Annotated in this window: 19 protein-coding genes; 12 read left to right on the forward strand and 7 right to left on the reverse strand. The window is 62.9% G+C overall.

Annotation, left to right across the window (positions count from 1 at the left end; all coding sequences use genetic code 11):
* Positions 1 to 5 precede the first annotated feature (5 nt).
* The 4 genes from yidC to BLT66_RS08165 all read left to right on the forward strand — a co-directional run bounded on the left by yidC (position 6) and on the right by BLT66_RS08165 (position 4,324).
* Complete coding sequence (yidC, locus tag BLT66_RS08150; RefSeq protein WP_092757193.1) at positions 6 to 1,706, forward strand: membrane protein insertase YidC; 1,701 nt, start codon at positions 6 to 8, stop codon at positions 1,704 to 1,706.
* A gap of 91 nt (positions 1,707 to 1,797) precedes the next feature.
* Positions 1,798 to 3,171 carry a tRNA uridine-5-carboxymethylaminomethyl(34) synthesis GTPase MnmE gene (mnmE, locus tag BLT66_RS08155; protein WP_092757194.1) on the forward strand — a complete coding sequence of 458 codons (1,374 nt, stop codon included), beginning with the start codon at positions 1,798 to 1,800 and terminating at the stop codon, positions 3,169 to 3,171.
* 70 nt (positions 3,172 to 3,241) lie between these two features.
* Positions 3,242 to 3,733, forward strand: coding sequence for a Crp/Fnr family transcriptional regulator (locus tag BLT66_RS08160; RefSeq protein WP_092757195.1), 492 nt, complete (start codon positions 3,242 to 3,244; stop codon positions 3,731 to 3,733).
* Positions 3,734 to 3,760: 27 nt separating this feature from the next.
* Positions 3,761 to 4,324 (forward strand): hypothetical protein, encoded by a 564-nt coding sequence (locus BLT66_RS08165; protein ID WP_143029167.1) that lies wholly within the window; start codon positions 3,761 to 3,763, stop codon positions 4,322 to 4,324.
* Here the strand turns inward: BLT66_RS08165 and BLT66_RS08170 are convergent.
* Complete coding sequence (locus tag BLT66_RS08170; RefSeq protein WP_092757197.1) at positions 4,301 to 4,855, reverse strand: adenine phosphoribosyltransferase; 555 nt, start codon at positions 4,853 to 4,855, stop codon at positions 4,301 to 4,303. The two genes, BLT66_RS08165 and BLT66_RS08170, sit on opposite strands and share 24 nt — an antisense overlap.
* A 53-nt stretch (positions 4,856 to 4,908) precedes the next feature.
* The gene (locus BLT66_RS08175; protein ID WP_092757198.1) at positions 4,909 to 6,894 is read right to left on the reverse strand and encodes a monovalent cation:proton antiporter family protein; all 1,986 of its coding nucleotides are present in this window, start codon (positions 6,892 to 6,894) and stop codon (positions 4,909 to 4,911) included.
* A gap of 74 nt (positions 6,895 to 6,968) precedes the next feature.
* Here BLT66_RS08175 and BLT66_RS08180 point away from each other — a divergent pair, with 74 nt between their 5' ends.
* Genes BLT66_RS08180 through BLT66_RS08195 form a run of 4 tightly spaced genes read left to right on the forward strand, consistent with a single transcriptional unit; the run spans position 6,969 to position 9,926 of the window.
* Positions 6,969 to 7,967: a KpsF/GutQ family sugar-phosphate isomerase gene (locus tag BLT66_RS08180; protein WP_092757199.1), complete on the forward strand. Its 999-nt coding sequence runs from the start codon at positions 6,969 to 6,971 to the stop codon at positions 7,965 to 7,967.
* A complete protein-coding gene (locus BLT66_RS08185) occupies positions 7,967 to 8,515 on the forward strand; it encodes a KdsC family phosphatase (protein ID WP_092757200.1) in 549 nt (182 codons plus the stop codon). Before BLT66_RS08180 ends, BLT66_RS08185 begins: the two co-directional genes overlap by 1 nt.
* Positions 8,512 to 9,129, forward strand: coding sequence for an LPS export ABC transporter periplasmic protein LptC (lptC, locus tag BLT66_RS08190; RefSeq protein WP_092757201.1), 618 nt, complete (start codon positions 8,512 to 8,514; stop codon positions 9,127 to 9,129). The genes BLT66_RS08185 and lptC overlap by 4 nt, the downstream gene beginning before the upstream one ends.
* Positions 9,130 to 9,137: 8 nt before the next feature.
* Positions 9,138 to 9,926 carry an SDR family oxidoreductase gene (locus tag BLT66_RS08195; protein ID WP_092757202.1) on the forward strand — a complete coding sequence of 263 codons (789 nt, stop codon included), beginning with the start codon at positions 9,138 to 9,140 and terminating at the stop codon, positions 9,924 to 9,926.
* A gap of 77 nt (positions 9,927 to 10,003) precedes the next feature.
* Here the strand turns inward: BLT66_RS08195 and BLT66_RS08200 are convergent, their stop codons facing one another.
* The 5 genes from BLT66_RS08200 to BLT66_RS08220 all read right to left on the reverse strand — a co-directional run bounded on the left by BLT66_RS08200 (position 10,004) and on the right by BLT66_RS08220 (position 13,076).
* Complete coding sequence (locus BLT66_RS08200) at positions 10,004 to 10,543, reverse strand: RNA recognition motif domain-containing protein (protein ID WP_092757203.1); 540 nt, start codon at positions 10,541 to 10,543, stop codon at positions 10,004 to 10,006.
* A 260-nt stretch (positions 10,544 to 10,803) separates the two neighbouring features.
* The gene (locus BLT66_RS27400; protein WP_092757204.1) at positions 10,804 to 11,169 is read right to left on the reverse strand and encodes an RNA recognition motif domain-containing protein; all 366 of its coding nucleotides are present in this window, start codon (positions 11,167 to 11,169) and stop codon (positions 10,804 to 10,806) included.
* Between the two features lie 203 nt (positions 11,170 to 11,372).
* Positions 11,373 to 11,594, reverse strand: coding sequence for a zf-HC2 domain-containing protein (locus BLT66_RS08210; protein ID WP_255406834.1), 222 nt, complete (start codon positions 11,592 to 11,594; stop codon positions 11,373 to 11,375).
* Entirely contained in the window at positions 11,591 to 12,154 is a 564-nt protein-coding gene (locus tag BLT66_RS08215; protein WP_092757206.1) for a sigma-70 family RNA polymerase sigma factor, read from the reverse strand. Before BLT66_RS08215 ends, BLT66_RS08210 begins: the two co-directional genes overlap by 4 nt.
* Positions 12,144 to 13,076 (reverse strand): LysR family transcriptional regulator, encoded by a 933-nt coding sequence (locus BLT66_RS08220; protein WP_092757207.1) that lies wholly within the window; start codon positions 13,074 to 13,076, stop codon positions 12,144 to 12,146. Before BLT66_RS08220 ends, BLT66_RS08215 begins: the two co-directional genes overlap by 11 nt.
* Positions 13,077 to 13,216: 140 nt before the next feature.
* Here BLT66_RS08220 and BLT66_RS08225 point away from each other — a divergent pair, with 140 nt between their 5' ends.
* The 4 genes from BLT66_RS08225 to BLT66_RS08240 are packed head-to-tail and all read left to right on the forward strand — an operon-like array spanning position 13,217 to position 17,029.
* A complete protein-coding gene (locus BLT66_RS08225) occupies positions 13,217 to 14,149 on the forward strand; it encodes a dihydrodipicolinate synthase family protein (protein ID WP_092757208.1) in 933 nt (310 codons plus the stop codon).
* 25 nt (positions 14,150 to 14,174) lie between these two features.
* A complete protein-coding gene (locus tag BLT66_RS08230) occupies positions 14,175 to 15,152 on the forward strand; it encodes a Bug family tripartite tricarboxylate transporter substrate binding protein (RefSeq protein ID WP_092757209.1) in 978 nt (325 codons plus the stop codon).
* Complete coding sequence (locus tag BLT66_RS08235) at positions 15,139 to 15,834, forward strand: SDR family NAD(P)-dependent oxidoreductase (protein ID WP_092757210.1); 696 nt, start codon at positions 15,139 to 15,141, stop codon at positions 15,832 to 15,834. The genes BLT66_RS08230 and BLT66_RS08235 overlap by 14 nt, the downstream gene beginning before the upstream one ends.
* A gap of 28 nt (positions 15,835 to 15,862) precedes the next feature.
* Entirely contained in the window at positions 15,863 to 17,029 is a 1,167-nt protein-coding gene (locus BLT66_RS08240; protein ID WP_092757211.1) for a mandelate racemase/muconate lactonizing enzyme family protein, read from the forward strand.
* Positions 17,030 to 17,068 lie beyond the last annotated feature (39 nt).

Here is a 17,068-nt window from a genome sequence, read left to right on the forward strand (position 1 = left end):
TCTTCATGAACGATATCCGCCGAACCATCCTGTGGGTGATTTTTGGTTTTTCTATGGTGTTGCTATGGGACAAGTGGCAGGTATTTAGCGGCCACAAAGCCACTTTCTTCCCCATGCCCTCCCAGCAGGCGGCCGTGGTGGCCAAGCCCAGCGCCGATCCAGCCAGCGTGCCTGTGCCGGTCGCGGTGACCGCACCGGGGGCTGGCGTTGCCCAGGTACCTGCGAGCCCCGCCGCCCCGGCAGCTGCGCGTGAACGCCTGGAAGTCAGCACCGATGTGCTGAAGCTGACCTTCGACACCGAAGGTGGCTCCCTGGTGCGCAGCGAACTGCTCAAGCAGGTGGACATGGCTGACAAGTCGCGTAACTTTGTCTTGCTGGACGACAGCAAGGAACGTGTTTACATGGCCCAGACCGGCTTGATCGCCGGAGCCGGCGCAACGGGCGCGGCCTTGCCCAGCCACAAGACGCTGATGAGCGTGGTGCCTGGCGAGCGCAGCCTGAAAGACGGTGCCAACGAGCTGGTGGTGCGCTTCGAGTCGCCTGATGTCGGTGGCGTGAAGCTGGTCAAGACCTATACCCTGGCGCGTGGCGCCTATGTGATGAGCGTCAAGCACGAGGTGGTGAACACCGGTGCCGCCGCCGTGTCGCCCCAGCTGTACCTGCAGCTGGTGCGCGATGGCAACAAGCCACCGGGTGAGTCGTCGTTCTATTCCACCTTCACCGGCCCGTCCGTCTACACCGAAGCCAAGAAGTACCAGAAGGTCGAATTCAAGGCTATCGAAGAGAACAAGGTCGAGATTGAGAAACATGCGACTAACGGCTACGTGGCCATGGTCCAGCATTACTTTGCCAGCGCCTGGCTGCTGGGTGACGGCATCCAGCGCGATCTGTTCATGCGCAAGGTCGACACCAACCTGTATGCCGTGGGCATGATCACGCCGCTGGACAGCATTGCACCCGGTGCCAGCAAGTCGGTGGAAGCGCGCATGTTTGTCGGCCCGCAGCTGGAAAAGACCTTGGAAGCCACGGCCACCGGCCTGGAGCTGGTCAAGGACTACGGCTGGGTGACCATCTTGGCCAAGCCGCTGTACTGGCTGCTCGACAAGCTGCACGGCGTGATCCAGAACTGGGGCTGGTCGATTGTGGCCCTGGTGTTGCTGCTGAAGATCGCCTTCTACTGGTTGAATGCCAAGGCCTACGCCAGCATGGCCAAGATGAAGGCCATCAACCCCCGCATCACCGAGATGCGCGAACGCCTGAAAGACAAGCCGCAAGAAATGCAGCAGGCGATGATGAAGATCTACCGCGAAGAGAAGATCAACCCGATGGGCGGCTGCTTCCCCATCATGATCCAGATTCCGGTGTTCATTGCCTTGTACTGGGTGCTGCTGTCCAGCGTGGAAATGCGTAACGCCCCCTGGGCGCTGTGGATCCATGACCTGTCCTCGCCCGATCCGTTCTATATCTTGCCCGTCGTCATGGCCTTGACCACCATGCTGCAGACCTCGCTGAACCCCGCGCCGCCGGACCCACTGCAGGCCAAGATGATGTGGTTCATGCCGCTGGCGTTCTCGGTGATGTTCTTCTTCTTCCCGGCCGGCCTGGTGATGTACTGGATTACCAACAATGCCTTGTCGATTGCCCAGCAATGGCTGATCAACACCCGTATGGGCGTGCCACCCAAGTTCCATCTGCCCAAGTTCTAAGGGCGGAGCGGGCGCCGAGCGCCCGTGTTGAAATCCAAAGGCCGCTTCAACCTGCTTGGTTGAACGGCCTTTTTTCTTGAAAGTGCTAGTTATGCAAGCCCGCAATGCCGATCCGATTGCCGCCATCGCCACCGCTCCTGGCCGGGGTGCGGTAGGCATCGTCCGGGTCAGTGGCAAACATATCGCTGCCGTCGTCGAAGCCCTGTGCGGCCGCCCGCTGAAAGCCCGTGAAGCGACCTATCTGCCGTTCCGCGATGCCGGCGGCGCAGCCATAGACCACGGCCTGGCCTTGCACTTCCCGGCCCCGCATTCCTACACCGGCGAAGACGTGCTGGAGCTGCAGGCCCATGGCGGGCCGGTGGTGCTGCAGCTGCTGCTGGCGCGCTGCCTGGAGGCGGGCGCGGAGATTGGCCTGCGCCTGGCCCAGCCGGGCGAGTTCACCCAGCGCGCGTTCCTGAACGACAAGATCGACCTGGCCCAGGCCGAGGCGATTGCCGATCTGATCGACGCCAGTACCGAGGCTGCGGCCCGCAGCGCCGCCCGGTCTTTGTCGGGCGAGTTCTCGCAGGAGATCCACGCCTTGCGCGACGGCCTGGTGCATCTGCGCATGCTGGTCGAGGCCACGCTGGACTTTCCTGAAGAAGAAATCGACTTCTTGCGCAAGGCAGATGCGCACGGACAGCTATCAAAATTGCAGCAGAACCTGCAAACGGTGATGCAACGCACGCGCCAGGGCGCGCTCTTGCGTGAGGGTATCAAGGTGGTGATCGCTGGCCAACCGAATGCGGGCAAGTCCTCGCTGCTGAACGCCCTGGCCGGGGCCGAGCTGGCCATCGTCACCCCGATTGCCGGCACCACGCGCGACAAGGTGGCACAAACCATACAGATCGAGGGCGTGCCCATCCATGTGATCGATACCGCGGGCTTACGCAGCAGCGAGGACGCGATCGAAGCCATCGGTATCGAGCGTGCCTGGGCCGAGATCGAAACCGCCGATGCCGTGTTGTTTCTGCACGACCTGACCCGCGCCGCCCTGCCCGACTACCAAGCCGCCGACGCCGCCATTGCGGCAGAGTTGCTGCAAAAGCTGCCGTCGAGGGTGCCGGTCATCGACGTCTGGAACAAGCTCGACTCCATGCCCCAGGCCGAGCCGGGTGTGCTGGCGCTATCGGCCAAAACCGGTGCCGGACTGCATACTTTGCGCAGCAAGCTGCTGGAGGTAGCGGGTTGGCAGGCTTCGCCCGAAGGGGTATTTATCGCCCGGGCCCGCCACGTGCAGGCCTTGCAGCGGGTGGATGTGCATGTGGCTTTGGCCGTAGACCATCTGGCGGGGCAGGCCCAATTTTTGGATCTGCTGGCAGAAGAGCTGCGCTTGGCCCAGAATGCCCTGAACGAAATCACCGGAGCCTTCAGTGCAGACGACTTGCTGGGCGTGATTTTCTCCAGCTTTTGTATCGGTAAGTAAGTGCCGCCGCAGCCGCGGAGTGGTGAATACAATTAACCGCGTTAACCCGCATAGCAGCGCCCTTTTTGCCATGAATGCATTTTTGTCAGCGAACGATACGCCCAAGCTGCAAAGCCTTGTGGATGCCATCGTGGTGAACAAGGCCAAAGACGGCTTGCCGCTGATCCTGGCATCAGCGCAATGGGAGTTGCTGGCCAACTACCTGCTGCCGGTGACTTTGGCGCAGGGCGACGTGCTGTTCCGGCAGGGCGTGAGCGACCGTACCTTGTATTTTGTTGCCAGCGGCAGCCTGAGTGTGCATTTTGAAGATGCCGACAAGCGCATCCGGCTGGCGATCGTGGGCGCGGGCAGTGTGGTGGGTGAGGGTAGTTTTTTTACCGGCTTGCCGCGCAGTGCCACCGTGCAGGCCGGCAGCGCCTGTGTTTTATGGGGCTTGCTGCCAATGCGGTTCACCGAATTGACCCACCGCAAGCCCGAACTGGCTTTGTCCATTTCCATGGCAGCCGGGGCCGTGGTGGCCAAGCGTTTGCTGCACAGCAGAAACCGTGCTGCGGTGACATGAGAACGCAGATTTGAAGGAAAGCGAAACATGTCTTGGTTGAATTGGTTTTCCCGTAAACCCCCGCAAGTACCCGCCGCATCCGCGTCGTCGGCTTTTCCCGATAGAACCGGGCCTGACAGCCAGCAGGATTCCCGGCTGCGGGATACCCGCATTGACCGCCGCGAGCGCTTGTACGGCGTGGTGCGGGCGTCGCTGATTGAGGCCGGTGTGCTCACCAGCAGCTACAAGTTCAAAGTGTTGGCGCTGGACGACCAAGGCCAGCAGTTCTTGGTGATGGTCGATTTGGCGCCGTCGTGGACCGCCATGGCCGACTGGCGCACCCGCATCGAGTCGAAAATCATCCATGCCGCACAAGCCGAGCATGGTCTGGCGATTACTTCGGTGTACTGGCGCAACAACGCCGAACTTGCAGCCCCAGCAATGAGCCGGCCCGCGGTGCTTTCCAGCCCCGATGCCGCCGTGTCCTCGCAGCCCGCGAGCCTGGCGACGGGTGGCCGCTACGAGCCGATCCAGGCGGATGAGGTGGCCGCCTTCCACCAGGCGCTGGAAGCGGCCTCCCGCATGCCTTCAGTGCCCCGCAAAATCCACTAGGGTGAACAGCGACAAGCCGCTGGCGCGCAACTTGTCCGAACCGCCCAGCTCGGGCAGATCCACGATTGCTGCGCCTTCCACCACGGTGGCACCCAGCTTCTCCAGCAGCTTCTTGCCCGCCATCATGGTGCCGCCGGTGGCGATCAGGTCATCAATTAGCAGCACCCGGTCGCCGGGTTTGACGGCGTCGGTATGCAGCTCGACGGTGGCGCTGCCGTATTCCAGCTCGTAGGTTTCTTCTACCGTGGTGAACGGCAGCTTGCCCTTCTTGCGGATAGGCACGAAGCCGATGTTCAACTCATAAGCCACTACCGCACCCAGGATGAAGCCGCGTGCGTCCAGTCCTGCCACCACATCGGGGCGCAAGGCCGGGTCCATATAGCGGTGCACAAAGGCGTCGATCATCACGCGGAAGACCTGTGGGTTTTGCAAGAGCGGCGTGATGTCGCGGAACTGCACGCCGGGTGCCGGCCAGTCGGGCACCGTACGCATATGGGCGGTGAGATACGCGTTGACGCTGAAGCTAGTCATGGAAATTCAACCAAAGTGGAGCGGGCCGCTATTGTGCCCTCTGGGCCGGCAGGTCAGCCTTTTAAAAATTTGTCTTCGGCCAGGGCCAGGGTGGCGGCTTGGCCCGACAGCACCAGGGTGTCGCCGTCTTCCAGCAAGGTTTCGTCGGCCGGTATTTCGGTCTTGCCATTCTGGCGGCGCAGGCTGATGACGCGCACACCCACGGCGTGCAGTGCCAGCCGTCCCAGCGGCTTGCCCAGGCATTTGGCGGCGATGGTGAGGGTCAGGGTGGTCAGCCGCTCGTGGTGCAGTTCGTCCACGCCATCGTCGTCCGCACCATGGAAATAGCCGCGCAGCAGGTTGTAGCGCGCATCCCGCTGGTCTTGCACTACGCGGATCACCCGCCGCATCGGCACGCCAACCAAGGCCAGCGCGTGGCTGGCCAGCATCAACGAGGCTTCTATGGCTTCGGGCACGACCTCGGTCGCACCGGCCTGGCGCAGCTTTTCCAGATCATGGTCGTCCTGGGTGCGCACAATTACCGGCACCTGGGGCGCGTGGGCGCGGGTGTGCACCAGTACGCGCAGGGCTCCGGGCACGCTCAGGTAGGTAATCACCACCGCGCTGGCCCGCGCCAATCCGGCCGCCATCAGCGCTTGCAGTCGAGCGGCGTCGCCGAACACCACCGAGTCGCCGGCCGCTGCGGCCTGGCGAACCCGGTCGGGATCCAGGTCGAGCGCCATGTAGGGAATGCCTTCGCGCTCCAGCATGCGGGCCAGATTCTGGCCGCAGCGTCCATAGCCGCAGATGATGACGTGTTTATTGGCGTTGATGGATTTGCGCGCGATGCTGGTCATGTGCAAGGACTGTTGCAGCCATTCGCTGCTGACCAGCTTCATCACAATCCGGTTGCTGTACATGATGATGAAGGGCGTGGCCAGCATCGACAGCACCATGCTGGCCAGGATCGGGTTCAGCAGGGCCGGCGGTACCAGCCGGTTCTCTTGCGCCAGGGTCAGCAGCACAAAGCCGAATTCACCGGCTTGGGCCAGATACAGGCCAGTGCGCAGCGACACCCCGGCCGTGCCGCCCAGCAGCTTGGCCAGCGCGGTCACCATGGTCAGCTTGAACAGCACCGGCACCGTCAGCAGCAGCAGCACCAGCTTCCAGTGTTCGAGCACCAGCCGCCAGTCGAGCAGCATGCCGATGGTGATGAAAAACAGGCCCAGCAGCACATCGTGGAACGGCCGGATGTCGGTTTCCACCTGGTGCTTGTATTCGGTTTCTGAAATTAGCATTCCGGCGATAAAAGCGCCCAGCGCCAGGCTGAGTCCGGCCAACTCGGTCAGCCAGGCCAGGCCCAGGGTGATCAGCAGCAGGTTCAGTACAAACAGCTCTTCGCTTTTACGCCGCGCCACAATCGTCAGCCACCAGCGCATGACTTTCTGGCCGCCCACCAGCAGCACCGTAATCAGTGCTGCGGCTTTGAGCGACGCCAGGGCCAGTGAGGCAAACAGTTCTTCGGGCGAAGATCCCAGCGCGGGGATCAGCACCAGCAGCGGCACCACCGCCAAATCCTGGAACAGCAGCACGCCCATCACCCGTTTGCCGTGTTCGGACTCCATCTCCAGCCGTTCTGCCATCAGCTTGACCACAATCGCCGTACTGCTCATCGCGAGCGCGCCGGACAAAGCCAGTGCAGTCTGCCATTGCATATTCCACAATGTGGGCGCCATGGTGGCGAACATCAGCGAGGCAAAGGTGGCGAACAGCATGGTGATGGTCACCTGGAACATGCCCAGGCCAAACACATGCGTGCGCATGGCGCGCAGCTTGGGCAGGTTGAACTCCAGCCCGATGACGAACATCAGAAACACCACACCGAATTCGCCCAGGTGTTTGATGCCTTCGGAGTTCTGGGCCAGCGCTAGCGCGTTCGGGCCAATCACCACGCCCACCACCAGGTAGCCCAGCATGGGCGGCAGCTTCAGCGAACGGAACGTGACCACCCCCAGCACGGCGGCCAGCAGGTACATCAGCGTCAGTTCCAGTGCGGTCATGTGCCTATGCTAACAAGCGTACCGCCCATGCCCTGAAAAGAAACTGCAGGGGGCACGTCGATAGAATCGCAGCCATGACTTCCGTTCCGCCGCTTGCCCCTTCTTTCGACGCTGCCCGGGCCTTGCGCCAAGCGTGTGAGACCTTTGACATCGAAGCCGCCGCCGTGGCCGGCCTGAAAAACCGCCTGACGGATGCGTTTGCCCGTTCCGTGCAATTGATGCTGGAGGTCCGCGGCCGCGTGGTAGTCATGGGTATGGGTAAAAGCGGTCATATCGGCCGCAAGATCGCCGCCACTTTGGCGTCTACGGGTACCCCGGCAATGTTCGTGCACCCCGGCGAGGCCAGCCATGGCGATCTGGGCATGATCCAGGCCAACGACGTGGTGGTGGCCATTTCCAACAGTGGTGAGAGCGGTGAAATCACGGTATTGCTGCCGGTGCTCAAACGCCAGGGCGTGCCCTTGATTGCCATCACCGGAGGCTTGCAGTCCACCCTGGCGCGCCATGCCACCGAGGTGCTGGACGGCGGTGTAGATAAGGAAGCCTGCCCCTTGAACCTGGCGCCCACCGCCAGCACCACCGCACAGCTGGCCTTGGGCGATGCGCTGGCTGTGGCCTTGCTCGATGCGCGCGGCTTCAAAGCCGAAGACTTTGCGCGTTCGCATCCCGGCGGTGCGCTCGGCCGCAAATTGCTGACCCATGTGAGCGATGTGATGCGTTCGGGCGAAGACGTTCCGCGCGTGGCACCCGATACCGCTTTTGGCGACATGATGCGCGAAATGAGCGCTAAAGGCGGCATTACCGCGGTGGTGGATGCGCAGCAGCAGGTGCTGGGCGTGTTCACCGATGGCGATTTACGCCGCCTGATAGAAAACGGCGTCGATCTGCGGACCAAATGTGCGCAGGATGTCATGCATCTGCGCCCCCGCAGCATCCGCCCCGATGCCTTGGCGGTGGACGCCGCGGAATTGATGGAAGAACACCGCATCACCTGCGTGCTGGTCGTCGAACCCAACGGTAGTTTGGTGGGAATGGTGCATATTGGCGACCTGATGCGGGCTAAAGTTATCTGATGCCGACACCTGCAATACAATTCCCGCCAGAGCTATTGCTCAAGGCGCAAGACGTACGCGTCGTTTTCTTTGATGTCGACGGCGTATTGACCGACGGTGGCCTGTATTTTTCCGAGGAGGGCGAAACTCTCAAGCGCTTCAGCACCCTGGACGGCCACGGCCTCAAACTGCTGCAAAAAGCAGGCATAACACCGGTGGTGATCACTGGCCGGGATTCTTTGCCATTGCGTGTGCGGCTACAGGCTCTGGGCATCACCCATGCGGTATTTGGAACCGAAGACAAGCGCCCCGCCGCCGAACGCGTCCTAGCGGAACTCGGGCTGGACTGGTCGCGGGCTGCCGCCATCGGTGACGACTGGCCGGACCTGCCGGTGATGCGCCGTTGTGCATTTGCTTGCGCACCCGCCAACGCCCAGGCCGAAGTGCTGGCTGCTGCCCACTATGTCACCCAGCGTACCGGCGGCCATGGGGCGGCCCGGGAGCTATGTGACTTGCTGCTGGTGGCCGGCGGCCACTACGCTACGCTGCTGCACGAGTACCTCGCGTGAAGACCGTACTGCGTTCGGCGTGGGAGCGCCTATCCATCTACCTGCCGATCATCTTGATGGCCGTGCTGGCGCTGTGCAGCTACTGGCTGGTGCGCAACACCCCTATATTCACTGCGGCCGGCGTCGCGGCTCCGGTATCGCATGAGCCCGACTACTTCATGCGTACTTTTTCGGTCAAGACCTTTGACGCCCTGGGTCGCCTGAAAAGCGAGGTGCTGGGGGTCGAAGCTCGGCATTTCCCCGACAACGACACCGTTGAAATCGACAAGGTGCGGATTCGCTCGGTGAATCCAGAGGGCCTGGTCACCGTGGCCACCGCCGACCGCGGCCTGAGCAATGCCGACGGCTCGGAGGTGCAGTTGTTCGGCAATGCAGTCGTGGTGCGCGAGGCCGTCACCAGCAAAGGCGTGGTGCTGCAGCCCCGGCTGGAGTTCCGTAGCGACTTCCTGCATGCATACATGGAGACCGAACGTGTGCGCTCCAACAAGCCGGTCACCTTGATCCGGGGTAAGGACACTTTCACGGCGGACACCATGGATTACGACAATCTGGACCGCCAGATGCAACTGAACGGACGTGTGCGGGGCATTTTGCAGCCCCAGGCGGCGCCATAAGCCCGGCCATGTCCAAACTGGTCTTCATCACCGGCGCATCCAGCGGCATCGGCCAGGCCCTGGCATTGCGGTTCTTCCAGGCCGGTTACCGCCTGGCCTTGGTGGCGCGCCGAACTTCAGTGATCGAATCATGGGCTAGCGCTGAAGGAATAAGCGCAGACAGCTATAAAATTTATAGTGCAGATGTGGCGGTGCCGGACAGCATTGTGGCGGCCGGTCTGGCCTGCATCGCCAGCCAGGGCGTGCCCGATGTGGTGATCGCCAGCGCCGGCATCAGCATCGGCATGGATACGGCCATGCAGGAAGACCTGGCAGTGATGGCCCAGACTTTTGCCACCAATAACCTCGGTCTGGCCGCCACCTTTCACCCTTTTATCCAGGCCATGGCACAGCGCGGCAGTGGCGTGCTGGTTGGCATAGGCAGTGTGGCTGGTATCCGGGGACTGCCGGGCCACGGTGCCTATTGCGCCAGCAAAGCGGGGGTGATTGCTTATTGCGAAAGCTTGCGTGGGGAACTGCGCGCGAGCGGGGTCAAGGTGGTCACTATTTGCCCGGGCTATATCGATACTCCGCTGACACAGAAAAACAGTTATGGCATGCCGTTTTTGATGCAGCCACAAGATTTTGCGAATAAGGCATTGGCCATCATTGAATCAGGCTGCAGCTACCGGGTTATTCCATGGCAAATGGGTGTGGTGGCTAAACTCATGCGCCTCTTGCCGAATGCGGTGTACGACAAGTTATTGGTAGGTCGGGCCCGCAAGCCGCGGCAAACCGCAGGATCTGGAATCCATTGATTAATGTGGGTTAACGCCGCCAACAAAAAAGGCTCCTGAGGAGCCTTTTTTATTTCTGCAGAATTGCAGTCGGAATTTTAGTAACCGCCGCGACCACCGCCGCCGCCATTACCGCCGCCACCGCCGCGGGGGCCAGAGCCGTAGGGGCTACGGAAACCACCGTCGCCACCCCCGCCACCGGAGCGGCCACCGCCGCCATATCCGCCACCGCCATCACCGCGGCCACCACCGCCGCCGCCGTAGCCGCCGCCACCGGAGCGACCGCCGCCGTAGCCGCCACCACCTTCACCGCCGCCGCTACGGCCACCGCCGTATCCGCCGCCACCGCCGCCATAACCACCACCACCGCCGGTGCGGGGGGGGCGGGCTTCCATGGGACGGGCTTCGTTTACAACGCAGCTACGGCCACCCAAAGGTTGGCCATTCATGCCGTTGATGGCCGCTTGTGCCTCGGCATCGCTACCCATTTCAACAAAACCAAAGCCCTTAGAGCGACCGGTATCACGCTCCATCATCACTTTGGCGCTGGTGACGCTACCGAACTGGCTGAAAGATTGTTCCAGATCGCTGTCGCGCACCGAGTAAGGCAGGTTGCCAACGTACAGTTTGTTGCCCATTAAGGGACTCCTCAAAAACACATTAATAAAGCGACGGAGTCCCGAAGACGCAATCTACAGAAACTTAGGACGCGAAACCGACCGACACCGCAAACCTGTGTGGGCTTCTGACCCACACTTTTGCATTATGCGGCTAGATCAATAGATTTCAAATAAAAAATATGATGCATCTGAACGTGACAAATTTCACGCAACAAAAAAGGACCACAAGGGTCCTTTTTTATTTTGTAGCCGGGGCGCAAACCCCAAGCAAACAAATTTTAGTAGCTGTTGCGGCCACCGCCGTAACCGCCACCACCGTTGCCGCCGCCGTAGCCGCCGCCGCCATTGCCACCACCGTAGCCACCGCCGCCGCCACCGGAGCGGGGAGGACGGGCTTCCATCGGACGTGCTTCGTTGACAACCAGGTTACGGCCGCCCATAGCTTGACCGTTCATGCCCTTGATAGCTGCTTGTGCTTCAGCATCGCTGCCCATTTCGACAAAGCCGAAACCCTTGGAGCGGCCGGTGTCACGTTCCATCATGACCTTGGCGCTGGAGATGGAGCCGAACTGGCTGAAAGCCTGTTGCATGTCTTCATCGCGGAAAGAATAAGGCAGGTTGCCTACGTAAAGTTTGTTGCCCATGAAAGGACTCCTCTAAAAAACGCAAAACGCGATGGAGTCCGATAACCGCAATCAACAAACCATTGAAGACTAAAGCAGACGCGAAACTGACCAATCACCGCAAACTAGCACTGCCATTGGATGACAGTACTTCGTGATTATGCTACATCTGGCCCGAAACCACAAAAAAGTTGTGCAGATGTTGCCTAGGGATGAACCCGCACCTAGCTTTGCTGTGGCCTCTCCGGCTCTTCATCATTGCGGTAATTGCGCCACTGCTGCATGGCGTTGCGCATGGTCAGCAGCTGGCGCTCGAAGCGCGGGCAGGCCTTGCAAGCCAACAAATGCAGGCGCAGCGCGACCGCATCCGACAGCGCGATGCGGCGGTCTTCTCGCGCAATCAGCAGTGCCGCGGCTTGTTTACAAGTGCGCCTGAGTGGGGTCACGAAGCCTCCTTGGCATGGCCAAACCAGTTGAGTTCCAGGCATTCGCGCAGCCGTAAACGGGCGCGGTGCAACTGGACGTAAAGATTGGTCGGCGTCAGTCCCAGTTCCTTACAAATATCTTCGCTGGACAGCTCCAGCCATTCGCGCATCAGGAACACCCGCCCCAGCATGGCGGGTAGTTTCTCGGTGCAGGCCTCCATGATCTGGAAGAACTGGCGCGAGTTCAAATCCTGCTCCGGATTGCCCCAGTCCGCCGGAGTTTGGGCGAAGTGGCCGTCGGCTTTGAACACCAGATTGTCCAGCTCGTCTGCCGATGCATCGTCGTTGTCCAGGCAGACCTCGCGGGCGTGGTGCCGGAACAGGTCCAGCACCTTGTGCTTGAGGATGCCGACCAGCCAGGTCTTGAGCTGCGAGCGGTTGCCAAACGACTGCGGCTTGCTCAGGGCGGCCAGCAGGGTTTCCGACACCGCGTCTTCGGCCCAGGCGTCGTTGCGCAGCTGCAGGCGCGCAAAGCGCAGCAGGTAGTTGCGGTGCCCGGCCAGTTCGTTTTCAAAGTCCATGGTGTACGCCGTTGTTTTTGTGTTGTGCGCCTGAGGCTACACGCCAGAACGCTTCGGCGGCCGCCGGCTCTGCGCTGCTGCGGCGGAACAGGTGGATTTCCACCTCGACCCACCAGCTGCGCTGGCTGGCATGCACCAGCCGACCCTCGCGCAATTCGTCTTCGATCAGGCTGAGCGGCAACCAGGCCACGCCCCGGCCCTCCAGCGCCATGGATTTCAGGAAAGTGGCCAGATGGGCGGTAAATACCGGCTCGGCATGGGCTTTGTCCAGGGCTTCGCCGCGCAAGGCCCGCACGATGCGGCCCAGGCCGGACTCCGCGCTGAAGGCGAGCAAAGGTACCGCGGTCTTGCCGGTGCTGGACAGCAGATAGCGCGGCTTGCCCGCGGCATCGGGTGCGCAGACCGGCAGCAAGGTGTCGGTGCCGACCTGCACCGAAGTGAAGTCTTCCGGGTCAAGTCGGCCAGGTACGTCGGCGTGCGCGTGGCACAGCAGAAACTGCGCACGCCCCTGCTGCATCAGGGCTTCGCAATGCAGCGCCACGTCCGACACCAGCTGTATCGGCCCGATGGGCGCGATTGATTCCAGACTGCGCAGCCAGGTCGGCAAAAACGTCAGTGACAGCGCATGGGTAGCGGCGAAGCGCAGGCTGGCGGCGCTGGCATCGGCGACCGCACGGGCTTCCTCAGGCACTCGGGCCACGCGCTGCAGGATGTCCTGCGCCACGCTGACGAACCACTGGCCGGTTTCCGTCAGGCTCACCGGATGGCCGCTGCGGTCGAACAGGCTGACCCCCAGCCACTCTTCCAGCGCTTTTATGCGGCGCCCGAAGGCCGGCTGCGTCATATGCCGCTGCTCGGCCGCGCGCGAGAAGTTGCCCGATGCGGCCAGGGCCTGGAAGTCTTCGAGCCAGGAGAGGTTCATATCCGCCAAATAAAGCAATGAAGAACAAGCAGTGCTTTGCCGGCACTGCAGAGGAGAAAAACGGCATTGGACAGCCCGGCGCGGCTGTTGGACCATCGCGGCTCTCGCACTCAGATCCACCGCACCCAGGAGACAAACACATGCCAACGATTCAAAACTACAAGGGGATTATTCCCGCGATTGCCTGCCCCTTCACGCCGGACTTCAAGATCGACGAGAAGGCCTTGCGCAGCCACGCGTCCTGGCTGGCCCAGCAGGCTGGCGTGGTCGCCATCATGACCAATGGCCATACCGGCGAAGTGTTTTCGCTGACGGCACGGGAACGCGCCCAGGTCACGCGCATCGTCGCCAGCGAACTCGAAGGCCGGCTGCCGGTGATTTCCTCCATCGTCTGCGAAGGCCTGGCCGAGGCCCGTGAACACGCCGCCATGGCGCGCGACGCTGGCGCCCGCGGGCTCGACGTGATGCCGCCGCACCATTGGCTGCGTTTCGGTTTCCGGCCCGACCACGTGACCCATTACTTCGATGCGATTGCCGAAGTCGGCCTGGACCTGGTAGCCCATGTCTACCCGGCCTGGACCCGGGCTTCGTATTCCTCGGCCACCCTGGCCGAGCTGGCCCGGCTGCCGGCGGTGCAGGCCTTCAAGGTGGGCCAGCGCGACATGAACAAATACGCGGCCGACATTGCCGCCATCCGCAAGGCCGATGCCTCCAAGGCCATCCTCACCTGCCACGACGAATACCTGCTGGCCAGTATGGTGCAGGGCGTGGATGGTGCGCTGGTCGGCTTTGCCACCTTCATCCCCAGCCTGATCAACGACCTGTGGGAGGCAGTGAAAGCCGGCGACCTGAAACGCGCGATGGCCGTGCAGGCCGTGATCACGCCGCTGAAGGACGCGGTGTATGGCGGCGGCGAACCCACGGGTGAAGCCCATGCGCGCATGAAGATGGGTATGTACCTGGCCGGCGTGCTGGACGCGCCCACCGTGCGCCCGCCCACCGAAGCGCCAAACGATGCCGAAATGGCCGCCCTGCGCGCCGCCGTGGCGAATGCCGGCCTGCTGAAGCGCTGATAACGGCACCCACTGGAGACAAGACATGCAACGCAAACAATTCCTCCATGCCGTGCTTGCCACGGCAGCCCTCTGTGGCAGCCTGGGTACGCCCGCCGCCTGGGCCCAGGCTTATCCGAACAAGCCGGTCAAGGTCATCATCCCGTTCCCGCCCGGCGGCACGTTGGACCTGGTCGGCCGCATGCTGGCGCAAAAGCTCAGCGAGCAGACCGGCCAGTCCTTCGTGGTGGACAACCGCGCGGGTGGCGGCGGCATCATCGGCGCGTCGGCCGTGGCCAAGTCGCCGGCCGACGGCTACACCCTGCTGTTCAACGCCTCCACCTTCACCACTACGCCTATGGTGCTGAAGTCGGCCAACTACGACGTGGTCAAGGACTTCACCGCCATCTCGCTGGTGGCCAAGGCCCCGCTGGCGATCGCCGTCAACAAGAACCTGCCGATCACCGATGTCAAAAGCCTGATCACCTACGCCAAGGCCAATCCCGGCAAGATGAGTTTCGCCATCGGCTCTACCGCCTCGGCCGGCCATTTGTCGACCGAACTGCTGAAGCGCGCCAGCGGCATGGAATACCTGGTCGTGCCCTACAAGGGCTCGTCGCCGGCCTACCAGGACCTGATCGGCGGCCAGATCGACGGCTTTATCGACCCGATCCTGGGCTCGTCCTCTTTCAACAAAAGCGGCTTGCTGCGCGTGGTGGCGGTGACTTCCAAGGAGCGGGTCTCCACCCTGCCGAATGTGCAGACCGTGGGCGAGACCGTGCCCGGCTACGAGTTCTACAGCTGGTACGGCCTGTGGGGCCCGGCCCAGTTGCCGGCCGAGGTCACCAAGCGCCTGAACGCCGAAGTCAACAAGGCCCTGGCCACCGACATGCGCGAGAAGCTGATGGAGCAAGGCCTGCTGCTGACCCCCGGCAGCAGCGAGGACTTCGAACACTTCGAGCGCGAGGACATGGCCCGCTCGGCCAAGATCATCAGTGAAGGGAAGATCCGTGCCGAACAATGAACACGCGCTGGTCACCGGTAGCAGCTCCGGCATAGGCAAGACGATTGCCGAATCCCTGCTGGCCCAGGGCTGGCAGGTCACCGGCTTCGACGTGGCCGCGCCCGCCATCGCGCACGCCCACTTCCAGCATGTGCAGGTCGACCTCAGCGACGGCACTGCCACCGAGGCCGCGGCCGAGGCCCTGCCCACGCTGCAAGCCCTGGTGCATGCGGCCGGCGTGCTGCGCGTAGCCCCGCTGGGCAGCCTGCAGCCGGCGGGCGGCGCGCTGATGTGGCAGCTGCATGTGGACGCCGTGACCCGCATCGCCAACAGCGTGCTGCCGCGCATGGCTGCCGCCGGCTGCGGCCGAGTGGTGCTGGTGGGCAGCCGGGTCGCCCAGGGCGTGGCCGGGCGCAGCCAGTACGCGGCCACCAAGGCAGCGTTGGTCGGCCTGGCGCGCAGCTGGGCGGCCGAGGTGGTGGCCCAGGGCGTGACGGTCAATGTGGTGTCGCCCGCCGCCACCCAGACTGCCATGCTGGCCGACCCCGCGCGCCAGACCGTGCCGCCCAAACTGCCGCCCATGGGCCGGTTGATCCAGCCCGAGGAAGTCGCGGCCCTGGTCGGCTACCTGCTGTCGCCGCCGGCGGCAGCGATTACCGGCCAAGAAATCCAGATCTGCGGCGGGTCCTCGCTGGCCCGCTGAACCTCAACCACCCACGTACTTTCTGACCATGAAAATCATCGACATCCGCGAATCCACGCGCCCCATCAAATCGAATATCCGCAACGCCTACATCGACTTCTCGAAGATGACGCTGAGCCTGGTGGCCGTGGTCACCGACGTGGTGCGCAACGGCAAGCCGGTCATAGGCTACGGCTTCAACTCCAACGGCCGCTACGGCCAGGGCGCGCTGATGCGCGAGCGCTTCATCCCGCGCCTGCTGGAGGCCGAGCCCGCCAGCCTGCTGGAAGACGACGGCAGCAACCTGGACCCGCACAAGATCTGGGCCACCATGATGTCCAACGAAAAGCCCGGAGGCCACGGCGAGCGCTCGGTGGCGGTGGGCACCATCGACATGGCGGTCTGGGACGCGGTCGCCAAGATCGCCGACAAGCCGCTGTACCAGCTGCTGGCCGAGCGCTACGGCAACGGCACGGCGAACCGCAAGGTCTTCGTCTACGCGGCCGGCGGCTACTACTGGCCGGGCCAGGGCATCGCCGGCCTGGAGCGCGAAATGCGCAGCTACCTGGACCGCGGCTACTCGGTGGTGAAGAAGAAAATTGGCGGCGCATCCTTGGCCGAAGACTGCCAGCGCATCGAAGCCGTGCTCAAGCTGCTCGGCCCGGGCCAGAAGCTGGCGGTGGACGCCAACGGCCGCTTTGACCTGAAAACCGCCGTCAGTTACGCCAAGGCCTTGTCGCAGTACGAGCTGTTCTGGTACGAGGAAGCCGGCGACCCGCTGGACTACGCCTTGCAGGCCGAGCTGGCCCCGCACTATGCCGGCTCCATGGCCACCGGCGAAAACCTGTTCTCCATGCAGGACGCGCGCAACCTGATCCGCTACGGTGGCATGCGGCCCGACCGCGACTGGCTGCAGTTCGACTGCGCGCTCAGCTACGGCCTGGTTGAATACCTGCGCACCCTGGACATGCTGAAAGAAAACGGCTGGTCGCCATCGCGCTGCATCCCGCACGGCGGCCACCAGATGTCGCTGATGATCGCCGCCGGCCTGGGCCTGGGCGGCAACGAGTCCTACCCCGACCTGTTCCAGCCCTACGGCGGCTTCCCCGACGGCGTGAAGGTCGACAACGGCTATGTGACCCTGCCCGAGCTGCCCGGCATAGGCTTCGAGGGCAAGGCCGACCTGTACCAGGAGATGCAGCAGCTGGCGGGTTGACGCTCACCCCCAGGCTACACACTGCGTGTTTTCGCCACC

This window comes from Rhodoferax sp. OV413, from assembly GCF_900104385.1.
In the GTDB taxonomy this organism is placed as follows: Bacteria; Pseudomonadota; Gammaproteobacteria; order Burkholderiales; family Burkholderiaceae_C; genus Rhodoferax_B.